24 protein-coding genes are annotated in these 25107 nt (G+C 70.9%); 19 read left to right on the forward strand and 5 right to left on the reverse strand.

Translation table 11 applies throughout. The features are described from left to right. The first annotated feature begins 82 nt into the window (after window positions 1-82). Entirely contained in the window at window positions 83-2230 is a 2148-nt protein-coding gene (locus P5P86_RS08010) for an MMPL family transporter (protein WP_280610794.1), read from the forward strand. A 5-nt stretch (window positions 2231-2235) separates the two neighbouring features. On the opposite strand, the gene P5P86_RS08015 is transcribed toward P5P86_RS08010, so the two are convergent. After that, the gene (locus P5P86_RS08015; RefSeq protein ID WP_280610795.1) at window positions 2236-3015 is read right to left on the reverse strand and encodes a L,D-transpeptidase family protein; all 780 of its coding nucleotides are present in this window, start codon (window positions 3013-3015) and stop codon (window positions 2236-2238) included. A 173-nt stretch (window positions 3016-3188) separates the two neighbouring features. Between P5P86_RS08015 and rpsO the strand changes: the two genes are divergently transcribed. From rpsO to P5P86_RS08030, 3 genes are all read left to right on the forward strand, one after another. After that, on the forward strand, window positions 3189-3464 hold the full coding sequence (gene rpsO / locus P5P86_RS08020) for a 30S ribosomal protein S15 (protein ID WP_017933961.1): 276 nt from the start codon (window positions 3189-3191) through the stop codon (window positions 3462-3464). A 150-nt stretch (window positions 3465-3614) separates the two neighbouring features. Then, window positions 3615-5858 (forward strand): polyribonucleotide nucleotidyltransferase, encoded by a 2244-nt coding sequence (locus tag P5P86_RS08025; RefSeq protein ID WP_280610796.1) that lies wholly within the window; start codon window positions 3615-3617, stop codon window positions 5856-5858. Continuing rightward, window positions 5855-7228, forward strand: coding sequence for a M16 family metallopeptidase (locus P5P86_RS08030; RefSeq protein WP_280610797.1), 1374 nt, complete (start codon window positions 5855-5857; stop codon window positions 7226-7228). The genes P5P86_RS08025 and P5P86_RS08030 overlap by 4 nt, the downstream gene beginning before the upstream one ends. 395 nt (window positions 7229-7623) lie before the next feature. Here the strand turns inward: P5P86_RS08030 and P5P86_RS08035 are convergent, their stop codons facing one another. Beyond that, complete coding sequence (locus tag P5P86_RS08035; RefSeq protein ID WP_280610798.1) at window positions 7624-8139, reverse strand: class I SAM-dependent methyltransferase; 516 nt, start codon at window positions 8137-8139, stop codon at window positions 7624-7626. 100 nt (window positions 8140-8239) lie between these two features. Here P5P86_RS08035 and dapB point away from each other — a divergent pair, with 100 nt between their 5' ends. Further along, complete coding sequence (dapB, locus tag P5P86_RS08040; protein WP_280610799.1) at window positions 8240-8986, forward strand: 4-hydroxy-tetrahydrodipicolinate reductase; 747 nt, start codon at window positions 8240-8242, stop codon at window positions 8984-8986. 86 nt (window positions 8987-9072) lie between these two features. Here the strand turns inward: dapB and P5P86_RS08045 are convergent, their stop codons facing one another. Beyond that, window positions 9073-9657 carry a DUF3043 domain-containing protein gene (locus P5P86_RS08045; protein ID WP_280610800.1) on the reverse strand — a complete coding sequence of 195 codons (585 nt, stop codon included), beginning with the start codon at window positions 9655-9657 and terminating at the stop codon, window positions 9073-9075. A 149-nt stretch (window positions 9658-9806) separates the two neighbouring features. Here P5P86_RS08045 and P5P86_RS08050 point away from each other — a divergent pair, with 149 nt between their 5' ends. The 11 genes from P5P86_RS08050 (at window position 9807) to P5P86_RS08100 (ending at window position 20889) form a co-directional block, all read left to right on the forward strand. After that, entirely contained in the window at window positions 9807-10598 is a 792-nt protein-coding gene (locus tag P5P86_RS08050; protein ID WP_280610801.1) for a PspA/IM30 family protein, read from the forward strand. After that, the gene (pspAA, locus tag P5P86_RS08055) at window positions 10595-10873 is read left to right on the forward strand and encodes a PspA-associated protein PspAA (protein WP_280610802.1); all 279 of its coding nucleotides are present in this window, start codon (window positions 10595-10597) and stop codon (window positions 10871-10873) included. Before P5P86_RS08050 ends, pspAA begins: the two co-directional genes overlap by 4 nt. Window positions 10874-10930: 57 nt before the next feature. Continuing rightward, entirely contained in the window at window positions 10931-11848 is a 918-nt protein-coding gene (htpX, locus tag P5P86_RS08060; protein WP_280610803.1) for a zinc metalloprotease HtpX, read from the forward strand. A gap of 12 nt (window positions 11849-11860) precedes the next feature. Then, on the forward strand, window positions 11861-12448 hold the full coding sequence (gene pspAB / locus P5P86_RS08065; RefSeq protein ID WP_280610804.1) for a PspA-associated protein PspAB: 588 nt from the start codon (window positions 11861-11863) through the stop codon (window positions 12446-12448). 164 nt (window positions 12449-12612) lie between these two features. Further along, window positions 12613-13851: an efflux RND transporter periplasmic adaptor subunit gene (locus tag P5P86_RS08070; protein WP_280610805.1), complete on the forward strand. Its 1239-nt coding sequence runs from the start codon at window positions 12613-12615 to the stop codon at window positions 13849-13851. A gap of 41 nt (window positions 13852-13892) precedes the next feature. Continuing rightward, complete coding sequence (locus P5P86_RS08075; RefSeq protein WP_348537916.1) at window positions 13893-14609, forward strand: ABC transporter ATP-binding protein; 717 nt, start codon at window positions 13893-13895, stop codon at window positions 14607-14609. Then, window positions 14606-15835 (forward strand): ABC transporter permease, encoded by a 1230-nt coding sequence (locus tag P5P86_RS08080; protein ID WP_280610806.1) that lies wholly within the window; start codon window positions 14606-14608, stop codon window positions 15833-15835. The genes P5P86_RS08075 and P5P86_RS08080 overlap by 4 nt, the downstream gene beginning before the upstream one ends. A gap of 13 nt (window positions 15836-15848) precedes the next feature. Beyond that, complete coding sequence (locus P5P86_RS08085; RefSeq protein ID WP_280610807.1) at window positions 15849-16778, forward strand: hypothetical protein; 930 nt, start codon at window positions 15849-15851, stop codon at window positions 16776-16778. Continuing rightward, a complete protein-coding gene (locus P5P86_RS08090; protein ID WP_280610808.1) occupies window positions 16775-18604 on the forward strand; it encodes an efflux RND transporter periplasmic adaptor subunit in 1830 nt (609 codons plus the stop codon). The genes P5P86_RS08085 and P5P86_RS08090 overlap by 4 nt, the downstream gene beginning before the upstream one ends. 48 nt (window positions 18605-18652) lie before the next feature. After that, the gene (locus P5P86_RS08095) at window positions 18653-19396 is read left to right on the forward strand and encodes a response regulator transcription factor (RefSeq protein ID WP_280610809.1); all 744 of its coding nucleotides are present in this window, start codon (window positions 18653-18655) and stop codon (window positions 19394-19396) included. 44 nt (window positions 19397-19440) lie between these two features. Then, complete coding sequence (locus tag P5P86_RS08100; protein WP_280610810.1) at window positions 19441-20889, forward strand: sensor histidine kinase; 1449 nt, start codon at window positions 19441-19443, stop codon at window positions 20887-20889. 16 nt (window positions 20890-20905) lie between these two features. Here P5P86_RS08100 and nadA read toward each other — a convergent pair whose 3' ends face one another. Next, window positions 20906-22057, reverse strand: coding sequence for a quinolinate synthase NadA (gene nadA, locus P5P86_RS08105; RefSeq protein WP_280610811.1), 1152 nt, complete (start codon window positions 22055-22057; stop codon window positions 20906-20908). 127 nt (window positions 22058-22184) lie between these two features. Here nadA and P5P86_RS08110 point away from each other — a divergent pair, with 127 nt between their 5' ends. Beyond that, window positions 22185-23315 carry a glycerate kinase family protein gene (locus tag P5P86_RS08110; RefSeq protein ID WP_280610812.1) on the forward strand — a complete coding sequence of 377 codons (1131 nt, stop codon included), beginning with the start codon at window positions 22185-22187 and terminating at the stop codon, window positions 23313-23315. Window positions 23316-23380: 65 nt separating this feature from the next. Then, window positions 23381-23737, forward strand: a complete 357-nt coding sequence (locus P5P86_RS08115; RefSeq protein ID WP_017933943.1) for a HesB/IscA family protein — start codon at window positions 23381-23383, stop codon at window positions 23735-23737. 75 nt (window positions 23738-23812) lie between these two features. Here the strand turns inward: P5P86_RS08115 and P5P86_RS08120 are convergent, their stop codons facing one another. Beyond that, window positions 23813-24043 carry a hypothetical protein gene (locus tag P5P86_RS08120; RefSeq protein ID WP_280610813.1) on the reverse strand — a complete coding sequence of 77 codons (231 nt, stop codon included), beginning with the start codon at window positions 24041-24043 and terminating at the stop codon, window positions 23813-23815. A 62-nt stretch (window positions 24044-24105) separates the two neighbouring features. On the opposite strand from P5P86_RS08120, the gene P5P86_RS08125 reads away from it, so the two are divergent. Further along, window positions 24106-25086 carry a carbohydrate kinase family protein gene (locus tag P5P86_RS08125; protein ID WP_280610814.1) on the forward strand — a complete coding sequence of 327 codons (981 nt, stop codon included), beginning with the start codon at window positions 24106-24108 and terminating at the stop codon, window positions 25084-25086. Window positions 25087-25107: the final 21 nt, after the last annotated feature.

A 25107-nucleotide genomic window follows, 5' to 3' on the forward strand; every position in this document is an offset into this window, starting at 1 on the left:
ACCATCGGTTCGGGAGTCCGCACCACCGACAGGGACAGGCGCGCTCGCGAGGCTGGAGGCACCCCTGGAGAAGGAGCCTGAGATGAGCGCACGAATCCGCTCCGGCCTCCCGCTGCGCGTTGCGCGGTGGAGTGCCACCCACCCTTGGCGAGCCGTTGTCGGCTGGCTCGCCTTCGTCGTCGTCGCTGTCGGTCTGGCGATCGCGATCCCGACGGCGCACACCGGCGACGCCGACTACGACACCGGCGACTCGGGCCGGGCCGCCGCCTTGGTCCGCGGTGCCGGGATGGAGACCCCTGACAGTGAGAACATCCTCCTCACCGGCGGTACGGCGCCGCAGCGCGCGGCCGCCGCCGCCGAGGCGGCGAGGCGGCTGCACGGGCTCCCCGGGGTGGCGGACGTGGCGGACCCCCTGACCAGTCCCGACCGCAGCGCCGTCCTGCTCACCGTGGACCTCACCCGGGGCACCAAGGACGTCGGCGCCCTGCAGGCGGCGACCGACGCGGTGCAGCGAGCGCACCCCCAGCTGAAGGTCCGCGAGACCGGCGACGTGTCATTGGACGCGGCTGTCAACGACCGTGTCAGCCGGGACCTCTCCTCGGCCGAGCTCACCAGCTTGCCGGTGACGTTGATCCTGATGCTGCTGGCCTTCGGTGCCCTGATCGCCGCAGGTATCCCTGTCCTGGTCGCATTGACCAGCGTCGCCGCCACGATCGGCCTCACCGCGCCGATCTCGCACCTCGTGCACGCCGACGACTCGGTCAGCAGCATGATCGTGCTGATCGGCATGGCGGTCGGGGTCGACTACTCGCTCTTCTACCTCAAGCGTGAGCGCGCCGAGCGGGCCGCCGGACGCAGCACCCTCGACGCCGTGGAGATCGCCGCGGCGACCTCGGGGCACTCCATCCTGATCTCGGGCGGCGCCGTGATCGCCTCGATGGCCGGGCTCTACCTGGTCGGCGATGTCACCTTCGCCTCGCTGGCCACCGGCGCCATCGTGGTGGTGGCGACGGCGGTGCTCGGCTCCATCACGCTCCTGCCCGCGCTGCTCGCCGGGCTGGGTCGGTGGGTGGACCGGCCGCGCATCCCGCTGCTGTGGCGGCTCAACCGGCGCATCGGCGGCGGCATCGGGAGCCGCCTGCTCGGTCCGGTGGTGCGCCACCCCGTGGCAGCGCTGCTGGCCGGCTCGATCGTCGTCCTCGGTCTGGCCGCCCCGGCGCTCGGGATGCGGATCCACCAGGCCAACCTGGCCACGCTCCCGCAGACGATCCCGCAGGTGCAGACCTACCGTGCCATCGAGGCGGCCTTCCCCTCCCAGCTGGTCGGCGCCGACGTGGTGGTCCCGCTGCGATCCGCGCAGCAGGCGCAGATCCGCTCGGAGCTGGCCGCGGTGCAGTCCGCGGCCGGTCGCACCCGTGACTTCCTCGGCGGGCAGCCCGACATCCGGGTGGCCGACGACGGCAGCATCGCCGTTCTGCGCCTCACCATGCGCTACACCGACGACGACCCCCGCGCCGACGACGCGATGCTGCACCTGCGCGACCGGTTGGTCCCCGACGCCCTCGGCACCCGCACGGCGTACGTCGGCGGCGAGGTCGCGGAGGGTTACGACGCCACCCACCAGCTGCACCAGCGGCTGCCCTGGGTGATCGGGGTCGTCCTGCTGCTGACGGTCGTGATGATGGGGCTCGCCTTCCGCAGCATCGTGCTGGCGCTGCTGACATGCGTGCTGAACCTGGCCTCGGTCGGGGTGGCCTTCGGCGTCCTGACCCTCGTCTTCCAGCACGGGTTCCTCTCCGGGCCGCTGGGGTTCTCCTCGCCGGGGTTCATCGTCGACTGGCTGCCGCTGTTCGTGATGGTGGTGCTCATCGGGCTCTCGATGGACTACCACGTCTTCGTGCTGAGCCGGGTGCGCGAACACGTCCGGGCGGGGCTGCCGCCGCGGCTGGCGGTGCAGCGCGGGATCGCCGACACCTCCTCCGTGGTGACCAGCGCCGCGGCGGTGATGGTCTCGGTCTTCGCCATCTTCGCCACGCTCAGCATGCTGGAGATGAAGACCATGGGCGTGGGCCTCGCGGTGGCCATCCTGCTCGACGCGACCCTGGTCCGGCAGGTGCTGCTGCCGGCGGCGCTGGTGCTACTGGGGGAGCGAGCCTGGTGGCCGGGCCGGATCAGCGTGCCGCGCGGGACGCTGGTGGAGGAGCCGGAGCTGGTCGGCGCCGAGCTCTGAGCTGCTCAGAGGTCCTGGACGACGCGCGGGTCCGCCTGCGGGCGCAACCAGCGGACCAACCAGTGCATCGACCGGGGGTTGCCCACCTGGGTGCAGCCCTCGGTCGGTGCGTACCGGCGGCCCGGCAGCGAGGTGTGGTAGAAGATCGCGCCGCCCTTGCCGGGCACGGGCCGGGGACCCTTGCCGGGGGTGAGGCGTGGGTGGTTGTAGTCCACCACCCAGCCCCACCGCATCGACGGCCGGTCGCCGGCCGTCCGCCCGGGGATCTCCAGCCAGGTGTTGTAGGTGGCGCCGTGGCTCATCGACAGCACCGAGGTCGGCTTGCGCCGCCGCCAGGGCATCGGGCCCGGGCGTGCTCCCGTCGAGAAGGTGACGGTGATCCGGTAGACGCCGACGGGGGAGCGGTCGTCGCCCTCCTTGGTCTTCCCCCACCCGCGCGAGCCGATCGTGGAGCGGAACTGGCGCACCAACCGCCACTCGCCGGCCCTCGTCTTGCGCCAGGCCTGGGTCAGGCTGCAGAAGACCGCCTTGCACCAGCGGTGGCTGGGGATGGTGCGCACGACCTGGGTGGTGTCGGCCGGGACCTGGTCGGCGAACGTCGCGACGCGCGGGTCCGGCAGCGCGACGCGGGCACCCGGCGCCGCCGCGACGACACCGGGTGCCCGTGCACTCATCGGTAGGCTGGTCGCGGCGTCGGCGCCGGGTGCGAGCAGGTCCCCTGCCAGCAGGATCGCGGCGAGGACGGCGACGAGGCCGGGTCTGAGCGCGGCTCCGAGACGGTCCATGACCCGATGGTGCCATCCGGACCCGGTCGCGCGCGATGACGGGTCCGGCGCGGATTCGGCCCCGGCGTACGGCGTTGATAGTCTTCTCCGGTTGCCGTCTAACGGCCGCGGATCAAGAGTGCCCCGGTGAACAGGCCCGGGCGCGCCGCGCAACGAGTCGAGAGGAGCCCCGCATGTCGATCGGTACCGACGCGGAGACCAAGAAGAAGATCATCGCCGAGTACGCCACCGTTGAGGGGGACACCGGTTCGCCCGAGGTCCAGATCGCGCTGCTCTCGCACCGCATCAGCCACCTCACCGAGCACCTCAAGCAGCACAAGCACGACCACCACAGCCGTCGTGGTCTGCTGCTGCTCGTGGGCCAGCGTCGCCGTCTGCTGAACTACCTGCAGAAGACCGAGATCGAGCGCTACCGCTCGATCGTCGAGCGCCTGGGTCTGCGTCGTTGATCCTCGGCTGATCTCTCAGCGTCCGGACGGGCGACTCCTTCGGGGGTCGCCCGTTCTGCATTTCTCGCCGCGCATCAGTAGTCTGGTAGCGAACACACAAGTCCATTTCCGTGAGGCGCGAGGCCTCCGACGTACGACAAGAGAAAATCTGTGACTGAACCCGTCATCACTGCGGTCGAGACCGTCATCGACAACGGCAAGTTCGGCAAGCGCACGGTCAAGTTCGAGACCGGTCTGCTCGCTCGCCAGGCCGCCGGCTCCGTGACCGCTTACCTGGACGACGAGACGATGCTTCTCTCGGCCACCACCGCCTCCAAGCAGCCGAAGGACCACTTCGACTTCTTCCCGCTCACGATCGACGTCGAGGAGCGGATGTACGCCGTGGGCCAGATCCCCGGCTCCTTCTTCCGCAGCGAGGGCCGCCCCTCCGAGGACGCGATCCTCACCTGCCGTCTGATCGACCGCCCGCTGCGCCCGACCTTCAAGAAGGGCCTGCGCAACGAGGTCCAGGTCGTCATCACCGTGCTGGCGCTCGACCCCGACCAGCCCTACGACGTGCTGGCGATCAACGCCGCGTCGATGTCCACGCAGCTGTCCGGCCTGCCGTTCTCCGGCCCGGTCGGCGGCGTCCGCGTGGCCCTGATCGAGGGCCAGTGGGTGGCGTTCCCCACCCACAGCCAGCTCGAGAACGCGGTCTTCGACATGGTCGTGGCCGGTCGGGTGACCGAGACCGGCGATGTCGCCATCATGATGGTCGAGGCCGAGGCGACCGAGCGCACCTTCGAGCTCGTCCAGTCCGGCACGCAGGCGCCGACCGAGCCGGTCGTGGCGGGTGGCCTCGACGCTGCCAAGCCGTTCATCAAGCAGCTGGTGGAGGCGCAGGCCGAGCTGGCCAAGCAGGCCGCCAAGCCGGTCCAGGACTTCCCGATCTTCCTCGACTACCAGGACGACGTCTACGCCGCCGTCGAGGCTGCCGTGGGCAAGGAGGTCGAGGACCTCTACACCGTCGACGGCAAGCGCGAGCGCGCCCTGAGCAAGCAGGAGCGCGACGAGGAGGCCGACAAGCTCAAGGTCGCCCTGCTGGAGAAGGTCGGCGAGCAGTTCGCCGGTCGCGAGGGTGAGATCGGTGCGGCCTACCGCGCCCTGACGAAAAAGGCAGTGCGCCAGCAGGTCCTGCGCGACAAGGTCCGCATCGACGGTCGCGGCCTGGCCGACATCCGGCCGCTGCACGCCGAGGTCGAGGTGATCCCGCGGGTGCACGGCTCGGCGCTGTTCGAGCGTGGCGAGACCCAGATCCTGGGCGTCACCACCCTCAACATGCTCAAGCTGGAGCAGCAGCTCGACACGCTCTCCCCGGAGAAGACGCGTCGCTACATGCACAAGTACGTCTTCCCGCCGTTCTCCACCGGTGAGACCGGTCGGGTCGGTTCGCCGAAGCGCCGCGAGGTCGGTCACGGTGCGCTCGCGCGGCGTGCCCTCCTGCCGGTGCTGCCGAGCCGCGAGGAGTTCCCCTACGCGATCCGCCAGCTCTCCGAGGCGATGGGCTCCAACGGCTCGACGTCGATGGGCTCGGTCTGCGCCTCGACGCTGTCCCTGCTCCAGGCCGGCGTTCCGCTGAAGGCGCCGGTCGCGGGCATCGCGATGGGCCTCATCTCCGGTGAGGTCGACGGCAAGATCGAGTACGTCGCGCTCACCGACATCCTCGGTGCCGAGGACGCCTTCGGCGACATGGACTTCAAGGTCGCCGGTACGCCGGAGTTCGTGACGGCGCTCCAGCTGGACACCAAGCTCGACGGCATCCCGGCCGAGGTCCTCGCGCAGGCCCTCAACCAGGCCAAGGACGCCCGCACGACCATCCTCGAGGTGATGTCGGAGGCCATCGCCGGCCCCGAGGAGATGTCGGTGCACGCGCCGCGCATCATCACCGTCAAGGTTCCGGTCGACAAGATCGGCGAGGTCATCGGTCCGAAGGGCAAGGTGATCAACCAGATCCAGGACGACACCGGCGCGACCCTCTCCATCGAGGACGACGGCACCGTCTACATCGGCGCGACCAACGGCGAGGCGGCCGAAGCCGCCCGCGCCGCTGTCAACGCGATCGCCAACCCGACGATGCCCGAGGTCGGCGAGCGCTACCTCGGCACCGTCGTGAAGACGACGAACTTCGGTGCGTTCGTCTCCCTGCTCCCGGGCAAGGACGGCCTGCTCCACATCACCAAGCTGCGTGCCCTCAACGACGGCAAGCGCGTGGAGTCGGTCGAGGACGTCGTCGAGGTCGGCCAGAAGATCCAGGTCGAGATCGTCGAGATCGACGACCGCGGCAAGCTCTCGCTGGCCCCGGTCGTCGAGGAGACCGCTTCCGCCGAGTCGGCCGAGGAGTCGACCGAGGAGTGAGCTCGACCAGCAGCACCACCCGGACGGCCGGTCGGCAGGCAACTGCGGACCGGCCGTCCGGCTCTGCCTCCTCCGGCGCCACCCAGCCGGCCGGCTCCACCGAGGAGCTCGAGCCTGGGGTGCACCGCACCGTCCTGACCAGCGGCCTGCGGGTCGTCACCGAGCAGATGCCGGGCGTGCGGTCGGCCGCGATCGGCGTATGGGTCGGCGTCGGCTCACGCGACGAGAACGCCGCGACCGACACCGCGAGCACCCACGGCTGCTCGCACTTCCTCGAGCACCTGCTCTTCAAGGGCACCTCCGAGCGCAGCGCGCTGGACATCTCGGTCGCGCTCGACGCGGTGGGTGGCGAGTTCAACGCCTTCACCGCCAAGGAGTACACCTGCTTCCACGCCCGGGTGCTCGACGAGGACCTCGAGCTGGCCGTCGACATCATCGGCGACATGATCACCTCCTCGCTGCTCACCGACGAGGACGTCGAGGCCGAACGCGACGTCATCCTGGACGAGATCGCGATGCACGACGACGATCCCGACGACGTGGTGCATAACCTCTTCGCCGCTCAGGCGTGGGGGGAGGACACGCCGCTGGGCCGCGGCATCGCCGGCACGGTGGAGTCCATCGAAGCGCTGACCCGCGATCAGATCGAGGCGTTCTACCGCGAGCACTACCGTCCGGAGAACATCGTCATCTCCGCGGCCGGCAACCTCGCCCACGGGACCGTCGTGGCGCTGGTCGAGCGCGCGTTCGCCCGCAACGGCTTCCTGGCAGGCGTCGCCGCTCCGGTGCCGCCGCGCACGGGTGAACCGCTCCGGGTGGCGCCGGGCGAGGTGCGGGCCACCCGGCCCTTCGAGCAGGTCAACGTGGTCCTCGGGATGGAGGGCCTGCGGCGTGACGACGATCGTCGGTTCGCCCTCGGCATCGTCAACGCGGCCCTCGGCGGCGGTACGTCCTCGCGTCTCTTCCAGGAGGTGCGCGAGCACCGCGGCCTGGCGTACTCGGTCTACTCCTTCGCCGGTGCCCACGCCGAGAGCGGGCTGGTCGGCGTGGCCGTCGGCTGCCTGCCGAGCAAGGTCGAGGAGGTTCTCGACGTGGTGCGTCAGGAGTTGCGGGCGCTGGCGGCCGAGGGCATCACCGCCGAGGAGGTCGCCCGCGGCAAGGGGCAGCTCCGCGGTGGTCTAGTGCTCGGCCTGGAGGACCCGGCCTCGCGGATGTCGCGGCTGGGCAAGGCCGAGCTCGTCCACGACGAGCTGCTGACCATCGACCAGGTGCTCGACCGGATCAGCTCGGTGACGGTGGAGGAGTGCCGGGACGTGGCGGCCGAGATCTTCAGTCGCCCCGAGATCCTGGCCATCGTCGGCCCCCGTTGATTCGGGCCTGCGTCCGGGTTGAGTCGGGTCTGCGTCCGGGTTGAGTCGGGCCTGCGTTCGGGTTGAGTCGGGGGTCTGACCGGGTTGCTGGGTCGGGGTGGGTGCCGTGCGGCGCCCGCCGCCCACCGCCGAGGCAGACCTACCGCCGCGCGGCGCTCCTTCGTCGCGGCGCGTCGTCCGGTAGCGCCTCGGCGGCGCACGTCGGTCACCGCCCGGCGCTCGTCCTCGCCCCATCCGGCCGTGCCCGCGGTGCTGCAGCAGTGCGCTGGGGGACGGAGGCCCGATTCGACGGGGACGGAGGCCCGATTCGACGGGGACGGAGGCCCGATTCGACGGGGACGGAGGCCCGCTTGGGCGGGGACGGAGGCCCGATTCGGCGGGGACGGAGGCCCGAGTCAGCGCTTGCCGATGATGCCGACGGCGGCGGGCTGCTTGGAGTCCACGATCGAGACCCGGAAGCCGGCGGCGGCGAGTGCCTTCGACGTACGCTCGATCATCTCGGGCACCTGCTCGCGGTGGCTCGCCTCGTAGAAGATGAAGACGCTGCCGCCGGGGAGGATGCGCTCGTGCAGCAGGGCGATCTCCGCGCTGGCGTCGCGCACCCAGAACAGGTTGACGTTGAAGGCGAAGACCTTGTGCAGTCGCTTGACCGGGACGCGCAGGGTCGCGAGGTCGATCTGCCGGACGGTGAGACGGCCGGCGTCGAGGTACTTCTGGCAGCGGCGCTTGGTGCGATCGACGCCCGACTCCGAGCGGTCGATCGCGAAGAGCTTGCCGGTCACCAGGCGGCTGCAGATCAGCTCAGCTCCGGCACCGGGCCCGCACCCGATCTCGAGGACGTGATCGCTCGGCTGGATGTCCATGAAATCCACCGCCCAGCGGATCCGCGCCGGAATCGTCTGCACCACCATGGGCCCAAGCCTGCCAGATGCCGCCACCGTCCGCTCGGGTAGGTCTCGCCCCAGCGGGGACGCGCCGGGCACGACGGTGACGGGCGGTAGGTTGGGCGCCGTGATCAACGTGGGCGTGCTCGGCGCGCGGGGCAAGGTCGGTTCGCAGATCTGCGCGGCCGTCTCCGAGGCAGCCGATCTGGAGCTCGTCGCCGGTGTCGACGCGGGCGAGCCGATCGCCCAGCTCGCGAGCGCCGGCGTCGAGGTGGTCGTGGACTTCACCCACCCCGACGTGGTGATGGACAACCTGCAGTACTGCATCGACCAGGGGATCCACGCCGTCGTCGGCACCACCGGCTTCGACGAGGCACGCCTGGAGACCCTGCGCGGGTGGCTCGCAAAGGCTCCGGGCGTCGGCGTGCTGATCGCGCCGAACTTCTCCATCGGCGCCATCTTGATGATGCGCTTCGCCGCCCGCGCGGCCGCCTTCTACGAGTCGGTCGAGATCGTCGAGCTGCACCACCCGACGAAGGCCGACGCCCCCTCCGGTACGGCGCGGCGCACCGCGGAGCTGATCGCCGCCGCCCGCCGCGATGCCGGTCTCGGACCGGTCCCGGACGCCACCAGCACCGCACTGGACGGCGCCCGCGGTGCCGTCGTCGACGGCATCCACGTCCACGGCCTGCGCATCCGCGGCCTGGTCGCGCACCAGGAGGTCATCCTCGGCGGACCGGGGGAGACCCTGACCATCCGGCACGACTCGATGGACCGGGCCTCGTTCGCCCCGGGCGTGCTCACCGGCGTCCGGGCGATCGCCGAGCACCCGGGGCTCACCGTCGGGCTGGAGCACTTCCTCCCGCTCGACTGAGCGACCTACCGGCTGAGCGACCTAACAGCCGTGCGACCCCGGCCGTGCGACCCCGCGAGTGCTGCGCCGGCCCGGGCGGCGGCTGCTCAGCGGTAGGTGTCCGGCAGCTGCTCGCCCACCCGCCGCTGCGGCTTGGGGGAGCGGATCCAGCGCAGCTGCATGGCGCGCGAGCACATGTACCACGTCAGGCCCCGGGTGGGGACCCCGGGGAAGCGGCGGGCGAGCTGGCGACCCAGCCCGACCCGCAGGACGAGCATGTTGAGCGCGATCACCACGATCAGGACCAGCATGATGTCGTTGAAGATCTGCACCACGTTCGTCGGGAGGAAGAACGCCGGGACGAGGCAGACGAAGACGATGGGCAGCGCGAACTCGGCGAAGGTCACCTTGGTGTCGAGGTAGTCGCGCACGAACCGTCGCACCGGGCCCTTGTCGCGCATCGGCAGGTAACGCTCGTCTCCGGTGCGCAGTGCCGCGCGCATCTTCGCCGTACCCTCCGTGCGGGCCGCGCGCTGTGCGGCAGCGGCGGCGCGGCGGTCGTGCGGCGCTCGCGCACGCGCCTTGGCGGCGGCCTCCGCCTCCTTGCGGGTGGGGGTCGGACGGCCCTTCCCGCCGGACTTGGTGGTGTCGATGACGGCGGGCTCGGCGGCCTCGGACTTGCGACGGAACAACTGACGGCCTTCAGGTCTCGGAGTAGTGCAGCGCTCAGCCTAACCGCCCGAATGCCCGATCCTGCTGGCAGCGGCTTGCAACAGCGCCGTAGGGTGATCTCACCGGCGCCGAGTGGTGCCCACGCGTGCGAGAGAGGCAGTCGTCGTCCATGAGTCTGATGAAGCGCATGAGCCTGATCTTCAAGGCGAAGGCGAACAAGGCCCTCGACAAGGCCGAGGACCCGCGCGAGGTGCTGGACTACAGCTACACCAAGCAGCTGGAGCTCCTCACCAACGTGCGCAAGGGCGTCGCCGACGTGGCGACGAGCCGCAAGCGGATCGAGCTGCAGATGAACCAGCTCCAGCAGCAGGCCGACAAGCTCCAGGGCCAGGCGCAGCAGGCGATCAACGTCAACCGGGAGGACCTCGCCCGCGAGGCGCTGACCCGCAAGTCCGGGCTCACCCAGCAGATCGCCGACCTGCAGACCCAGCACGCCAACCTGCAGGGGGAGGAGGAGAAGCTGATCCTCGCCCAGCAGCGGCTCCAGGCCAAGGTCGAGGCGTTCCGCACCAAGAAGGAGACGATCAAGGCCACCTACACCGCCGCGCAGGCCCAGACCAAGATCAATGACGCGGTCGCGGGCATCGGCGAGGAGATGGGTGACATCGGCCTGGCGATCCAGCGGGCCGAGGACAAGACCGCCCAGATGCAGGCCCGTGCCGGCGCCGTCGACGAGCTGCTCGCCTCGGGTGCGCTCGAGGACCTGACCGCGCAGCCGGGCGACGACATCGCCAAGCAGCTCAACGAGCTCAGCTCGCAGAACGACGTCGAGCTCGAGCTGGCGAAGCTGAAGGGCCTCGACGCCCCGGCTGCCCCCCAGGCCATCGAGCAGGGCCAGGTCGCCTCCGGTGCGCCCCTCGACGTACCGGCGAACGAGACCAGGCCGGAGGCCCAGTCGTGATCGTGCGCATCCTCTCCGAGGGACAGTACGACGTCGCCGACGCGGCGCTCGACCGGCTCAACGAGCTCGACAGTGCCGTGGAGACGGCCGTGGCCGCCGGCGACGAGAGCGCCTTCCGGGCGGCCCTCGCCGCCCTGCTCGACGGCGTGCGCAGCGTCGGAACACCGCACGCCGAGGACGACTTCATCGAATCGGACCTGATCCTTCCGCCGGCCGACGCCGCGCTGGAGGAGGTCCGCGAGATGCTCGCGGACGACGGCCTCATCCCCGGTTGAGCCAGGGAACCTCCACGCCGTCGCGCGCGTTGAAGGCAGGGGAGGAGAGGGACTGAGATGGCACGTACACGCTTCGCCCCCGATGCGGGGCTCACCGCCCGGATGACCTCGGTGGTCTTCCTGCTCGGCGCGGTCTTCGTCGCGCTGATCGTCGTGGTGATGCTCATCCTGCCGCCGCAGTTCGCGCCCATCATCGCGCTGATCGGGCTGGGCGTGGCCTGGTGGCAGTGGTACAACTCCGACACCGTCGCGATGAGGGCGATGCGCGCCCGCGAGGTCAGCGCCCAGGATGCTCCCGAGCTCTACGGGATGGTGCAGCGCCTGTGCACCCTGGCGGACATGCCGATGCCGCGGGTCGGGGTTGCCGACACCGACATCCCGAACGCGTTCGCCACCGGTCGTTCGCCGAAGCGTGCGGTCGTCGTGGTCACCACCGGCATCCTGCGCCGCCTCGACGCGGAGGAGCTCGAAGGCGTGCTCGCGCACGAGCTGTCCCACGTCGCGCACCGCGACGTCCTGGTGATGACGGTTGCCTCCAGCGCCGGGATCATCGCCGGTGGGCTGGCGCGCGGTGCGCAGTACGGCGCCCTCTTCGGCGGCGACCGTCGCGACCGGAACAACAACGGTGCGCCGCTGTGGCTCGTGGTGCTGCTCGTCTCCCTGGTCACCTACGCGGTGAGCTTCCTGCTGCTCCGGTTGCTCTCCCGTTACCGCGAGCTGGCCGCCGACCGCGCCGGCGCGCAGCTGACGATGAAGCCACGGGCCCTGGCCAGCGCCCTGCAGAAGATCACCGGGGAGATCAACCGGATCCCGCAGCAGGACCTGCGCGCCTCCCAGGCCATGAACGCCTTCTTCATCGCCCCGGCCATCAGCGGCGTCTCCCTCAGCACCCTCACCTCCACGCACCCCTCCCTGGAGCAGCGGCTCGCCCAGCTGGCCCGGATCGAGGCCGAGCTCGGCCGGCCCACGGCCTAGGGATCGCCGACGATGAGCTTCTGGGGAGCGCTGACCGGGCGGAGCAAGCCCAAGCAGGCCAATCTCGACGCGCTCTTCGGCGTACCGTCTGCGGCGTTGACGCTGCAGAGCGCCCTCGGGTTCGTCCCTACTGGCGACGGCGCCGTGTGCTACCGGGCGGCCGCGGGAGCGGGCTTCGCCGACGCACAGCACGACCTGGTCGCCCTGCTCGCCCAGGGGGAGGGCGCGCCCCAGGTCAGCACCCAGACCGACGGCTACGGCTTCACCTGGCTGCTGGTCGACCACGAGCCGCTCGACCCGCAGGCACCGGACCTGACCGCCCTGTGCACCGACCTGCACGCCGTCAACACGACGCTGGAGCAGGACGGCTTCGGCCCCGGGCTGCTGTGCTCGCTGATCCCGTTCGCCGACTCCGCCGGACGCTCGGTCGCGCTGGTCTACCTCTACAAGCAGGGCACCTTCTATCCCTTCGCCCCCACCGGCGCTGACAGCCGCGACAACCTGCTCGAGATCCAGATCAGGGATGCGCTGAAGAACGAGCTGCCGCTGGAGCCCGACCTGGCGCGCTGGATGGCGCTGTGGGGTGCTCCCGGTCTCTGAGGGACCCGGCGCCAGGCCCCTGGCTGGTGCCTGCTGACGCCGCCACCGCCAGCAGCTGAACCTGTGAGGAGATCACAGGATCGTCTTTGCCTTGCCCATGGGCTTCTTTCAGGCATCGTCGCGAGGCTCTTCCCGTCCTTACGAACGTGAAGAGGTGGCGTGAAGTGAAGCGCAGGTTGAGGCGACCGGGGAAGCGGGGCTGGCTCGCCGTGCTCGTCGCGGCCCTTGTGGTGGCCGGCGGTGTCGGGATGTGGCTGACGACCCGCGACGACGGGACCGCCGCCACCCAGGCCCTCACGGCCACCGCATCGTCCGGGACGGTCAAGCAGAGCGTGTCCGCGTCGGGGACGGTGGAGCCGGCGAAGACGGCTGATCTGGACTTCGGTGTCTCGGGCACGGTGACCAAGGTGTACGTCGCCGCTGGTGACACGGTGCGGAAGGGTCAGGCGATCGCGAAGGTCGACAGCGCGGCGTTGGTGGCCGCCCGGACCGCCGCTCAGGCCTCCTACGACGCGGCGGTGACCCAGCACAGCGTGGACATCGACGACGATGCCTCGGATGTGCAGCTCGCGGCGGATCAGACAGCTGTGCTGTCGGCGAAGTCGGATCTGGAGTCGGCCGAGCAGGACGTGGCGGACGCGGTGCTGCGTTCGACGATCAACGGGACCGTCTCGGCGATCGACCTGGCCGTGGGTGACGTGGTGAGCGGCTCGGGCTCGAGCGGCTCCAGTGCGAGCGGCAGTTCGGGCGGCTCCGGCAGCTCGGGCAGCTCGCTGTCGAACGCGGCCAGCACCAGCACGTCGAGCAGTGCGGTCACGATCACCTCGACGAACAGGTACGTCGTGGACGCCACCGTCTCGGCCGATGAGGCGACCCAGGTGAAGAAGGGGATGCAGGCCACGATCACCGTCACCGGGAGCACCGCGAGCATCTATGGGACCGTCGCCTCGGTGGGGCTGGTCGCGCAGACCAGTGACAGCGGTGCGGCTGTCTTCCCGGTCACGATCGATGTCACGGGTGCGCAGAAGGATCTGTACGCCGGCACCAGCGCGACGGCGTCCATCACCGTCAAGCAGGTCGAGAACGTGCTGACGGTGAGCAGCCGGGCCATCCAGTCGTCCGGCAGCAGCACCTATGTGATGAAGATGGTGAACGGCAAGGCCGTGAAGACGCCGGTCAAGATCGGCACCGTCTACGGCGCCACCACCCAGATCGTCTCCGGTCTCGCGGCCGGCGACACTGTCCAGATCCCGGGTGTCACCCTGCCCAGCGGTGCCGGCACGGGCACCACGCGGCGTGGGACGACGACGGGCGGCGGTCTCACCGGTGGCGGTGGCTTCTCCGGTGGTTCCGGCGGCTTCCCCGGTGGCGGTACCGGTGGTTTCCCCGGTGGTGGGCAGTGAGTGCTGGGGGCTCGCCCGCGCTGGCCGGTTCGCCGGTGTCGGTGCCGGTGCCGGGGCCGGGGCCGGTGGTGGAGCTGGCCGGGATCCGGAAGACCTACCGCAGCGGGAGCATCGAGTTCGAGGCGCTGCGCGGTGTGGACATTCGCATCGACGAAGGGGAGTACGTCGCCGTCGTCGGCCCATCCGGGTCGGGCAAGTCGACCCTGATGAACATCCTGGGCTGCCTGGACAACCCGTCGGAAGGTGCCTACCTGCTCGGCGGCGAGGACGTCTCGACGATGTCGGAGGCCCAGCTGGCCCACGTCCGCAACCGGCGGATCGGGTTCGTGTTCCAGCAGTTCAACCTGCTGCCCTCGCTCCCGGCCTGGCGCAACGTCGAGCTGCCGCTGATCTATGCGGGCGTGCACCGTGCCGAACGGCGCGAGCGCGCGATCGCCGCGCTCGGGCGGGTGGGGCTCGGCGACCGCGTCGAGAACCGGCCGGGCGAGCTCTCCGGGGGTCAGCAGCAGCGGGTAGCGGTGGCGCGGGCCCTGGTCAGCGAGCCGGACATCATCTTGGCCGACGAGCCGACCGGGAATCTGGACTCCCACTCCACCGAGGCCGTGCTCGGCCTGCTCGACGAGCTGCACCGCAGTGGTCGCACGATCGTGCTGATCACCCACGAGGGCGAGGTCGCCGCGCGCGCCCAGCGCAACCTGGTCATCCGGGACGGTCAGATCACCTCCGACGAACTCGTCACGGCTGGTGGTGTGGCATGAGCTGGGTGGAGACGTTGCGTTCGGCGTTGGACGCCGTGCGGGCGCATCGGATGCGCAGCATCTTGACGATGTTGGGGATCGTGATCGGGATCTCCTCGGTGATCCTGACCGTGGGGTTCGGGCAGGGCGCTCAGGACAAGGTCAAGGACCAGATCAGTGCGCTCGGCTCGAATCTGCTGATCGTGTCTCCCGGAAGCACGACCAGTACGACGGGAGTGCGGGGTGGGTTCGGTTCGGCGTCCACGTTGACGTTGCAGGATGCCGAGGCGATCGGCGATGCGACGGTAGCGCCGGACGTGGAGCGGGTCGCGCCGCAGACCTCCTCCAGTGCGGAGCTGGTCAACGGCACCACCAACTGGACGACCTCGGTGGTCGGGACCACGACCAGCTGGCCGCAGGTCCGCAAGCGCACGTTGACCGCGGGCCGGTTCTTCTCCGCGAGCGAGGCTGCGCAGGGAGCGAACGTGGTGGTGCTGGGTGCTGACACCGCCAGCGAGTTGTTCTCGGGGCCGGTCAGTCCGGTCGGTCAGACGGTGAGCGTGGACGGTGCGCAGCTGACCGTGATCGGGGTGCTCGCCTCGAGCGGGTCCTCCTCCAGCGGCACCAGCGAGGACGACCAGGCCGTGGTGCCGCTGAGCACCGCCAAGCGGCTGACCGGTTCGACGAACGCCTCGGTCTCCACGATCTATGTCGAGGCCCGGGACGGCTCCAGCCTGTCCGCGGCGTACCAGGAGATCGAGGGGCTGTTGACCAACCTGCACGGGGTCAGCACCACCAGCGCCGACTTCTCGATCGCCTCCCAGCAGTCACTGGTGGCGACCGCCAACTCGACGAACAAGACCCTCACCGTCCTGCTGGCCGGCATCGCGGGCATCTCGCTGCTGGTCGGTGGGATCGGGGTCATGAACATCATGCTGGTCTCGGTCACCGAACGGATCCGCGAGATCGGGCTGCGCAAGGCGCTCGGCGCTGCACCGCGGGTGATCCGACGACAGTTCCTGGTCGAGGCCTCACTGCTGGGCCTGGCCGGCGGTGTCGTGGGCGTGATCATCGCCGTGGTCGGCGCCGAGGTCCTGCCCCGCCTGATCGACCAGCCCGTCTCACTCTCGCTGCTGGCCACCGCCGGCGCCATCGGGACCTCCCTGGTCCTCGGCATCGGCTTCGGGGTCTATCCCGCCAGTCGCGCCGCCCGCCTCACCCCCATCGACGCCCTCCGCTCGGAATAGAAGGAGCCTGTTCATGTCTCGTCCCGTCATCGCCGTCGCCACCGCGGCGGTCGCCCTCCTCGCACTCACCGCCTGCGGCAGCTCGTCCTCCGACAGCGCCTCGGGCAACGGTGCCGGCTCCGCGCCTTCGGCCCAGTCCAGCGGAGCCGCCGGTCAGGCCGCCGGCCAGGGCGCCGGTCAAGGTCGTACGCCGGGTGCCTCGGGCCTGATCGCCGCCAAGTCCGGCTCCACCCTGCAGGTGCAGAACCAGACCGACGGCCAGGTAGCGGTGACCTACACCGCCAAGACGACGATCAGTGCCCAGGTGGCGGCCGCCCTCAAGGACGTCACCGTGGGCAGCTGCGTCACCGTCACGCCCGCGACCAGCTCGGCCGGCGCGGCCCCCAGCACCAGCTCCAGCACCACCGTGGCGGCCGCGACGGTCCGCCTCACCGATGCAGTGAACGGCACCTGCACCGGCGGATTCGGGGGCGGCTTCGGGGCAGGAGCCGGCGGCAACCGGCCCAGTGGCGCACCCAGCGGGATGCCCACCAGTCGGCCGACCAACCTCCCGAGCGGCGGTGCCGGCGGCTTCCCGGGTGGAGGCCGCGGCTTCGGTGGGGCCAACGGCAAGGTGACCGCCGTCTCCGGCAGCGGCTTCACGGTGGCCTCCAGCGTGCCGACCACCGGCTCGAGCAGCGGAACGTCCGGCACGACCACCAGCATCACCGTCACGGTGAGCGGCTCGACGACGTACACCACCACCAAGACCTCCGACTCCTCGGCACTCAAGGTCGGCAAGTGCCTCGTCGCCACCGGGCAGGCCGACGACACCGGCACGGTCGCCGCCACCCGCCTGATCGTCAGCGACCCCGTGGACGGCGCCTGCTCGACCGGCTTCGGCTTCGGCGGACGCGGCCAGAACGGCGGCCAGGGCGGCGCTCAGCAGGGCGGCGCGGCGTGAGTCGTTGGCGCACGAGGGCGGTCCGGGTCGGCGCCGGGATCGCGATCGTCGCCGTCCTGGTGGGCGGTGGCGTCGCGGCGTACGCCGAGCACGGCGACGGCGGGGATCACTACCGGACCGCGAAGGCGACGCTCGGCGATGTCGAGCAGACACTGGCGCTGTCCGGAACGGTCGATCCGTCCGGCCGCGCGGACCTGTCCTTCGGTACGTCGGGCACCATCGCCACGCTGAACGTCGCGGTCGGCGACAAGGTCACCAAGGGCGAGGTGCTCGCCCGGCTCGACACCGCCAGCCTGAGGAAGGCCGTCACCAAGGCCGATGCCGAGCTCGCCTCGGCGCGTGCGCAACTGGCGAAGGACGAGGCCGCCCAGGCCGACGAGACCACCAGCTCCGCCTCGAGCACGTCCACCTCCTCGGGGTCCTCCTCGGGCTCGGGCGGTGGCGGGTCCACGAAGTCGTCGGGCAGCTCGACGGGCAGCTCCTCGGCGACGTCGAGTCAGAGCGCTGCGTCCTCGACGTCGTCGACCGGGTCGTCGTCGGCAGCGCTGACCAAGGCGCTGGCCCAGCTCGCCGGCCAGCAGAAGGCCGTCGAGACGGCCCAGACCGCCGTCGATACAGCGATCGCGGCCGCGAAGGACGCCACCGAGCAGGAGACCACCGCCTGTTCCGCTTCGGATCCCTCGTCCGATCCCTCCAGCACCGCCTCACCCTCGGCGGAGGCGTCCACCGGCGCCGGCAGCGATGCCTGCGCCGCGGCGATCGACGCCGTCCAGACCGCTCAGCAGAAGGCCGCCGACGCCGAGTACGCCGGCTCCGGCAACCTCAAGGACGCCCTCGCGGCCCTGTCGAGCACGCTCGGCAACGCCGCGAAGGTGGCCGGTAGCTCGGCGGCGAGCGGGTCCAGCGGGTCCAACGCCAAGGGCTCGGGCTCGACCGGCTCGACCGGCTCGACGGGCAAGGGCTCGACGGGCTCGACGGGCAAGGGCTCGGCGGGTGGCACCGGCACCAGCGCGTCGGCCGCGTCCTCCGCGTCCGCCACCTCCTCGGGCTCCTCGGGCTCCGGCGGCACGAGCGCCTACTCCGGCGGCACGACCGTGACCGCGGCGACGCTGGCCAAGGACCAGGCCACCATCGACTCGGCCAAGGCCAGCCTGATCACCGCCACCCGGTCCCTGACCGGTGCCACCATCAAGGCGCCGGCCAGCGGCACGGTCGGCCAGCTGTCCTCGTCGGTGGGCGACTCGGCGAGTGCCGGCACCGCCGTGCTCGTCGTGATAGCGCCCGGTACCACCACGGTCGAGCTCGACCTCAGCAGCACCCAGGTCGCCCAGCTCAAGGTCGGTCAGAAGGCGGAGGTCACGCCGGCCGGCGCCAGCGCTGCCTACGCCGGCAGCGTCACCCGGATCGGGCAGGTGCCGACGACCGGTACCACCGGCTCCTCGACGTACCCGGTCACTGTCACCCTCGACCAGGTGGGGCTCAACGTCCTCGCGGGTGCCACCGCATCGGTCGATGTCGTGCTCGGCTCGGCGACGAACGTCCTCACGGTCCCGACCTCCGCCATCTCCAACGGCTCCGTCGAGGTGTACGCCGATGGCGGGGTCGACCGGGTCCGCGTCACCACGGGCCTGGTGGGTCGCACCCGCACGGTGGTGAGCAGTGGCCTCAAGGCGGGCCAGGAGGTCGTCCTGGCTGACATGTCCACCGCGCTGCCGACCAGCGACTCCACCACCACCAACCGCACCTTCGGCGGTGCCGGAGGTGGGGTCGGAGGCGGCTTCGGGGGAGGCGGTTTCGGAGGCGGCGGCTTCGGCGGTCGAGGCTGACAACAGGCGCACAGGTTCCCCACAGTCTGGTGCGGGAACCTGTGCGCCATGACGTCTGCAGCGCCCGAGCTGACCAGGCCCGACGGGTCCCCGTTGCGGGTCCTCGTCGTCGATGACGAGATCAACATCGCCGAGCTGATCACGATGGCGCTGCGCTACGAGGGCTTCCAGGTCAGCTCCGCCCACACCGGGGCCGACGCCGTCCAGGCGGCACGCGGGTTCGAGCCCGACGCCATCGTGCTCGACATCATGCTGCCCGACATCGACGGCCTCGAGGTGCTGCGCCGGGTGCGGCGCGACGACCCCGACGTACCGGTCGTCTTCCTGACCGCCCGCGACGCGGTCGAGGACCGGATCGCCGGCCTGACCGCCGGCGGCGACGACTACGTCACCAAGCCGTTCTCGCTGGAGGAGGTGGTGGCTCGGTTGCGGGCGCTGATGCGCCGCGCCGGAGCCCACCGGGCCGACGCCCGCTCCGTGCTGAGCGTCGGTGACCTCGAGCTCGACGAGGACAGCCGCGAGGTCTTCCGCGGCGGCGACGAGATCAACCTGACCGCCACCGAGTTCGAGCTGCTGCGCTACCTGATGCGCAACCAGCGCCGCGTCGTGAGCAAGGCGCAGATCCTCGACCGGGTCTGGAACTACGACTTCGGCGGCCAGGCGAACGTCGTGGAGCTCTACATCTCCTACCTGCGCAAGAAGATCGACGTGGGCCGCAGCCCGATGATCCACACCATGCGAGGCGCGGGCTACGTGCTCAAGCCCGCCCAGCAGCTCGAGCAGGCAGACTGAGCCGCGCACCGGTCGCCACGACCGACAGTCCGACAGGGGGAGCCGTGTCCACGCTCCACGCGGCGCAGGGGCCGCCCAGGCGCTGGGTCTCACTCACGTCCCGGCTCGTGATCACGGCGGTGGTCCTGGTGGCGGTGGTCTGCGTGCTCACCGTCACCCTCACGACGTTGGCCATGCGGTCCTCCCTGATGGACCGGCTCGACGAGGACGTGAAGCGGCTGCCGGCCCGGGTCAGCGCCCCCGACACCCACAACCGCGGCCCCGGCACGCTGCTCGCGCTCATCCCGCTCGATGCCGGGTCCCAGGTCGAGGGCGGGGTGCTGACCGACGTCTCGGGTCAGTACCGCGGGATGTCGGATGCGGCGACCTCGGCGCTGCTCGAGGTCCCGCGCGACGGCCGGATCCACGGTGTCCGGGTGCCCGGGTTCGGCGGCTACCGGGTGATCGCTCGGGGCGGTCAGGTCATCGGCGAGAGCGGCTCGATGGTGATGGTCACGGGGCTGCCCACCTCCGACGTCGACTCCACGATCCACAACCTGATCGGGTGGGAGGCTCTGCTGACCCTGCTGGGGGTCGGCATCGCAGCCGGGGTCGGCGTCGTCGTCGTACGGCGCCAGCTCCGGCCGCTGCGCGAGGTCGCCGGCACGGCGCACGCGGTGGCTGCGCTGCCCCTGGCCTCCGGCGCCATCGAGGTCACCGCCCGCGTGCCCGACCATCTCACCGACGAGGAGACCGAGGTCGGTCAGGTCGGTGCGGCACTCAACACGCTGATCCAGCACGTCGAGGCGTCGCTGCGGGCGCGGCACCGCAGCGAGCAGCAGGTGCGCCAGTTCGTCGCGGACGCCTCCCACGAGCTGCGGACGCCGCTGACGACCATCCGCGGCTACACCGAGCTGGCCCAGCGCCGGCCCGGGGACGAGCAGGCCACCAAGACCGCCCTGGCGAAGGTCGAGGAGGAGTCGATCCGGATGTCGGCGCTGGTCGAGGACCTGTTGCTCCTGGCGCGGCTCGACTCCGGCCGCGCGCTCGAGCGTCAGCCGGTCGACCTGACCCAGCTCCTCCTCGAAGCCGTCTCCGACGCCCGCGTCGTCTCACCCCAGCACCACTGGCGCCTGGTGCTCCAGGCCGGGAGCGACCCGGAGGACCCGGCGCCGGTGTCGGTGGCCGGGGATCGGTTGCGGCTGCACCAGGTGATCACCAACCTGCTGACCAACGCCCGCAAGTACACCCCGGCGGGGACGACCGTGACGGTGGCGGTGCGCCCCGACGGGTTCAGCGTGCACGACGACGGCCCCGGCTTTCCGCCGGATCTGGTCGAGCACGCCTTCGAGCGGTTCAGCCGGGGTGACCAGTCGCGACACCGGGAGCACCGCGACGGCGGTGCCGGGCTCGGCCTGTCGCTGGTGCAGGCGATCGTCACCTCGCACGGAGGGACTGTCTCACTGCAGTCGTGGCCCGGCAGCACGACGATCAGCGTGGTGCTGCCGCAGTGAGCCTCGCCCGGTCGTCCTACCCGGGAAGGTCGAGCATGCGCTGCAGGGCGACGGTGGCCTCGGCCTGGGTCTGCGGGTCGACCTCGATCCGGTTGACCACTGTGCCCTCGACCAGGGACTCCAGCGCCCAGACGAGGTGGGGCAGGTCGATGCGGTTCATCGTCGAGCAGTAGCAGACCGTGCGGTCCAGGAACACGATCCGCTTGTCGGGGTGGGCCTTGGCCAGGCGCTGCACGAGGTTGAGCTCGGTGCCGATCGCCCACGAGGAGCCGGCCGGGGCCTCGGCGATGGTCTTGATGATGAACTCGGTGGAGCCCACCAGGTCCGCCTTGAGGACCACCTCGTGCTGGCACTCGGGGTGGACGAGGATCTGGATGCCGGGGATCTCGGCACGCAGCTCGTCGATGGTGTCAGGGGAGAAGCGGCCGTGCACCGAGCAGTGGCCCTGCCACAGGATCATGGTGGCGTCCCGGAGCTGCTCGGGGGTGAGGCCACCGCCGGCCAGGCGCGGGTTCCACACGACGTTCTTCTCCAGCGGGATGCCGAGCTTGAGCACCGCCGTGTTGCGGCCCAGGTGCTGGTCGGGCAGGAACATCACCTTGGATCCGCGCTCGAAGGCCCATTCCAGCACCGCCTGGGCGTTGCTGGACGTGCACACGACACCGCCGTGGCGACCGCAGAAGGCCTTGATGTCGGCGGAGCTGTTCATGTAGGTCACCGGAACCACCTGGTCGGCGATGCCGGCGGCCTCGAGCGCCTCCCACGCGGCCTCGACCTGCTGCAGCCGCGCCATGTCGGCCATCGAGCAGCCGGCCGCGAGGTCCGGGAGCACGACCTGCTGCTCGTCGGTGGTGAGGATGTCGGCGGACTCGGCCATGAAGTGGACGCCGCAGAACACGATGTACTCGGCCTCCGGCCGGGCCGCCGCATCCCGGGCGAGCTTGAAGGAGTCACCGGTCACGTCCGCGAACTGGATGACCTCGTCGCGCTGGTAGTGGTGGCCGAGCACGAAGACCCGCTCGCCGAGCTTCTCCTTGGCCGCCTTCGCACGGGCGACCAGGTCCGGGTCCGATGCCGGCGGCAGGTCGCCGGGGCAGTCCACGCCGCGCTCGGAGTCAAGGTCGACGCCGCGGCCCAGCGGCAGCAGCGGAAGGTCAACGGTGGTCATGGCTCCATTGTATTTGGCCGGCGGGTGTGACTGGGAGCGCGTTCGAAACTGAAGGCGGAAGGGAGACTGAGGACGATCGGCGGCGGCCGCGACCACCCCGGCCACAGCGCGCCCCTAGGGTGAGCGGATGCGGATCCTGGTCGCCCCGGACAAGTACGCCGGAACACTGACAGCGGTCGAGGCGGCGGAGGCGATCGCGGCGGGGTGGCGGCGTACGGCTGTGCACGACGAGATCGATCGGTGCCCGCTCTCCGACGGTGGGCCGGGGTTCGTCGACGCCCTCCATGCCGCGCTGGGCGGTGAGCTCGTGCTCGTCCCGGTCCCGGGTCTGGACGGGGCGGTCGAGCCGGCCACGATCCTGCGGGTCGGGACGAGCGCCTACGTCGAGGCCGCCCAGGTGCTCGGCCGGACCGGAGGGACCGAGCCCGTCCGGACCGCTCCCGAACACCGCTCCAGTCACCCCCTGGGCAGGCTGATCGGCCATGCGGTCGAGGACGGCGCCACCCGGGTCGTCGTCGGCGTGGGCGGGACCCTGACCAACGACGGCGGCGCCGGTCTGCTGGCCGCGCTGGGCGCCCGGGCCCAAGCCGCCCAAGACGCGCAAGACGCCCAAGACGCCGGGCTCGACGGCGGCTTCGGCGCCCTCGGGACGCTGACCGGCGTGGACCTGGAGCCGGTGCGCTCCCGACTGGCCGGGGTGGAGCTGGTCGCCGCGACCGACGTGGACAACCCGCTGACAGGGCTCTTCGGTGCCTCGAAGGTCTTCGGAGCCCAGAAGGGCCTGAGCGAGGAGAGCCAGCTCCAGGCCGATGCAGCCCTGCAGCACCTGGCGGAGCTGACCGATCGCGTCACCGCCACCCTGCCAGGAGCGGGAGCCGGTGGCGGGGTCGGGTTCGCCCTGCTGCTGGCCGGCGGCACCCGCCGGCCCGGGCTCGCTGTCGTCGCCGAGGCGGTCGGGCTCGCGGACAGGATCGGGCGCGCCGACCTGGTGTTGACGGGTGAGGGCTCGTTCGACGCCTCCAGCCGCGGCGGCAAGGTCCCGGTCGGCGTGGCAGCGCTGGCGGGGGAGCGGGCCCGCCCGTGCGTGGTGCTGGCCGGCCGGGTCGGCATGGGCGCACGCGAGCACCGCTCGCTCGGAGTGGAGTCGGCGTACGCCGTCGTCGACGTGCTCGGCGAGGAGCGCGCCCTGCGCGATCCGAGCGCCGCCTTGGCCGATCTCGCGGAGCGGGTCGCGCGAACCTGGAGCCCAGCGGAATAACCGGGCATGTGCGACGATTGAACCCGAAGACAGACTCCGCACCCCAGAATCGCAGGGAGCACAGCATGACCGAGCAGGTTCAGTTCGAGCACCGGACGGACAGCATCAACCTCAGCCCCGTCGCCTCCGCGAAGGTGAAGAGCCTCCTCGAGCAGGAGGGTCGCGACGACCTCAACCTGCGGATCTCGGTGCAGCCTGGTGGCTGCTCGGGTCTGCGCTACCAGCTCTTCTTCGACGAGCGCAGCCTCGACGGTGACGTGCTGACGGACTTCGACGGCGTCGGCGTCGTCGTGGACCGGATGAGCGTCCCCTACCTCAACGGCGCGACCATCGACTTCGTGGACACGATCGAGAAGCAGGGCTTCACGATCGACAACCCGAACGCGACCGGCTCGTGCGCCTGTGGAGACTCCTTCCACTGAGCTGACGTCGTAGAGACGACACGACGAAGGGCTCCTGCCGATCGGCAGGAGCCCTTCGTCGTGTCCTACGTCGCTTCAGTCCAGGTCGAGACCCAGGGCGGCCGAGAGCCGGTGCGCAGCGGCGAGCAGGTCGATGTCCCGCTTCGCCAGACCCTGCGCGTGGTCCTCGAACCGCAGGCTCGGGCTCGGCCGCAGGGCGGCGCGAGCCACGCCGGTCATCGCGAGGCGGCGCTCGGTCTCGCGGCAGTCCGCGCGCAGCTGCGCGGGGGTGGCGGGGTCGTCGTAGGCGGTGCGGCTGGAGGTCATGCCTCGACGCTAGGGGCTACCGTGGAGTACCTCCAGGAGTACCCCTGGGTAGTGTTCCGCGCATGGGTTCACTCCTCATCGCCGGTTCCATCGCCACCGACCACCTGATGACCTTCCAGGGCAAGTTCTCCGACTCCCTGGTGGTCGAGCAGCTCGACAAGCTCTCCGTGAGCTTCCTGGTCGACGACCTGGAGATCCGCCGCGGCGGTGTGGCCCCGAACATGTGCTTCGGACTCGGCCGGCTCGGCCTGCAGCCGGTCCTGGTCGGCGCTGCCGGCGAGGACTTCGCCGACTACCGCTCGTGGCTGGAGCGGCACGGTGTGAACTGCGACCACGTCCGGATCTCCGAGGCCAAGCACACCGCTCGCTTCGTGTGCACCACCGACGAGACGCACGCGCAGTTCGCCAGCTTCTACCCGGGCGCGATGGCCGAGGCCCGGCTGATCGAGCTCGGCCCGATCGTCGCCGCCGTCGGCGAGCCCGACTACGTCCTGGTCGGCGCGGACGATCCCGACGGGATGCTGCGGCACACCGAGGAGTGCCGCCAGCGCGGCTACCGCTTCATCGCCGACCCGAGCCAGCAGCTCGCCTTCGGCTCCGGGGAGCTCATCCGCCAGCTGGTCGACGGCGCGGCACTGCTGTTCTCCAACGAGTACGAGTCGCACATGATCGAGCAGAAGAGCGGCTGGTCGGCCGAGGAGATCCTCGAGCGCGTGGGCACCCAGGTCACCACCCTCGGCGCCGACGGCGTACGCATCACCCGCAAGGGCGAGGAGCCGATCGTGCTGCCCGCCGTCCAGGGCGTGGCCGCCGTGGAGCCGACAGGGGTCGGCGACGCCTTCCGTGCCGGCTTCCTCGCGGCCACCGCCTGGGGCCTCTCGCTCGAGCGGTCCGCGCAGGTGGGCTGCGTGCTCGCCGCCTACGTCGTGGAGACCGTCGGGACCCAGGAGTACTCCTTCACCGGGCCCGAGTTCCTCGCCCGTCTGGAGGAGGCGTACGGCGCTGACGCCGCCGCCGAGGTCGCCAAGCACCTGCCGAGCTGACCTCCCGCTGCCTGTTACCTG

This window comes from Nocardioides sp. BP30 (assembly GCF_029873215.1).
Taxonomy (GTDB): Bacteria; Actinomycetota; Actinomycetes; order Propionibacteriales; family Nocardioidaceae; genus Nocardioides.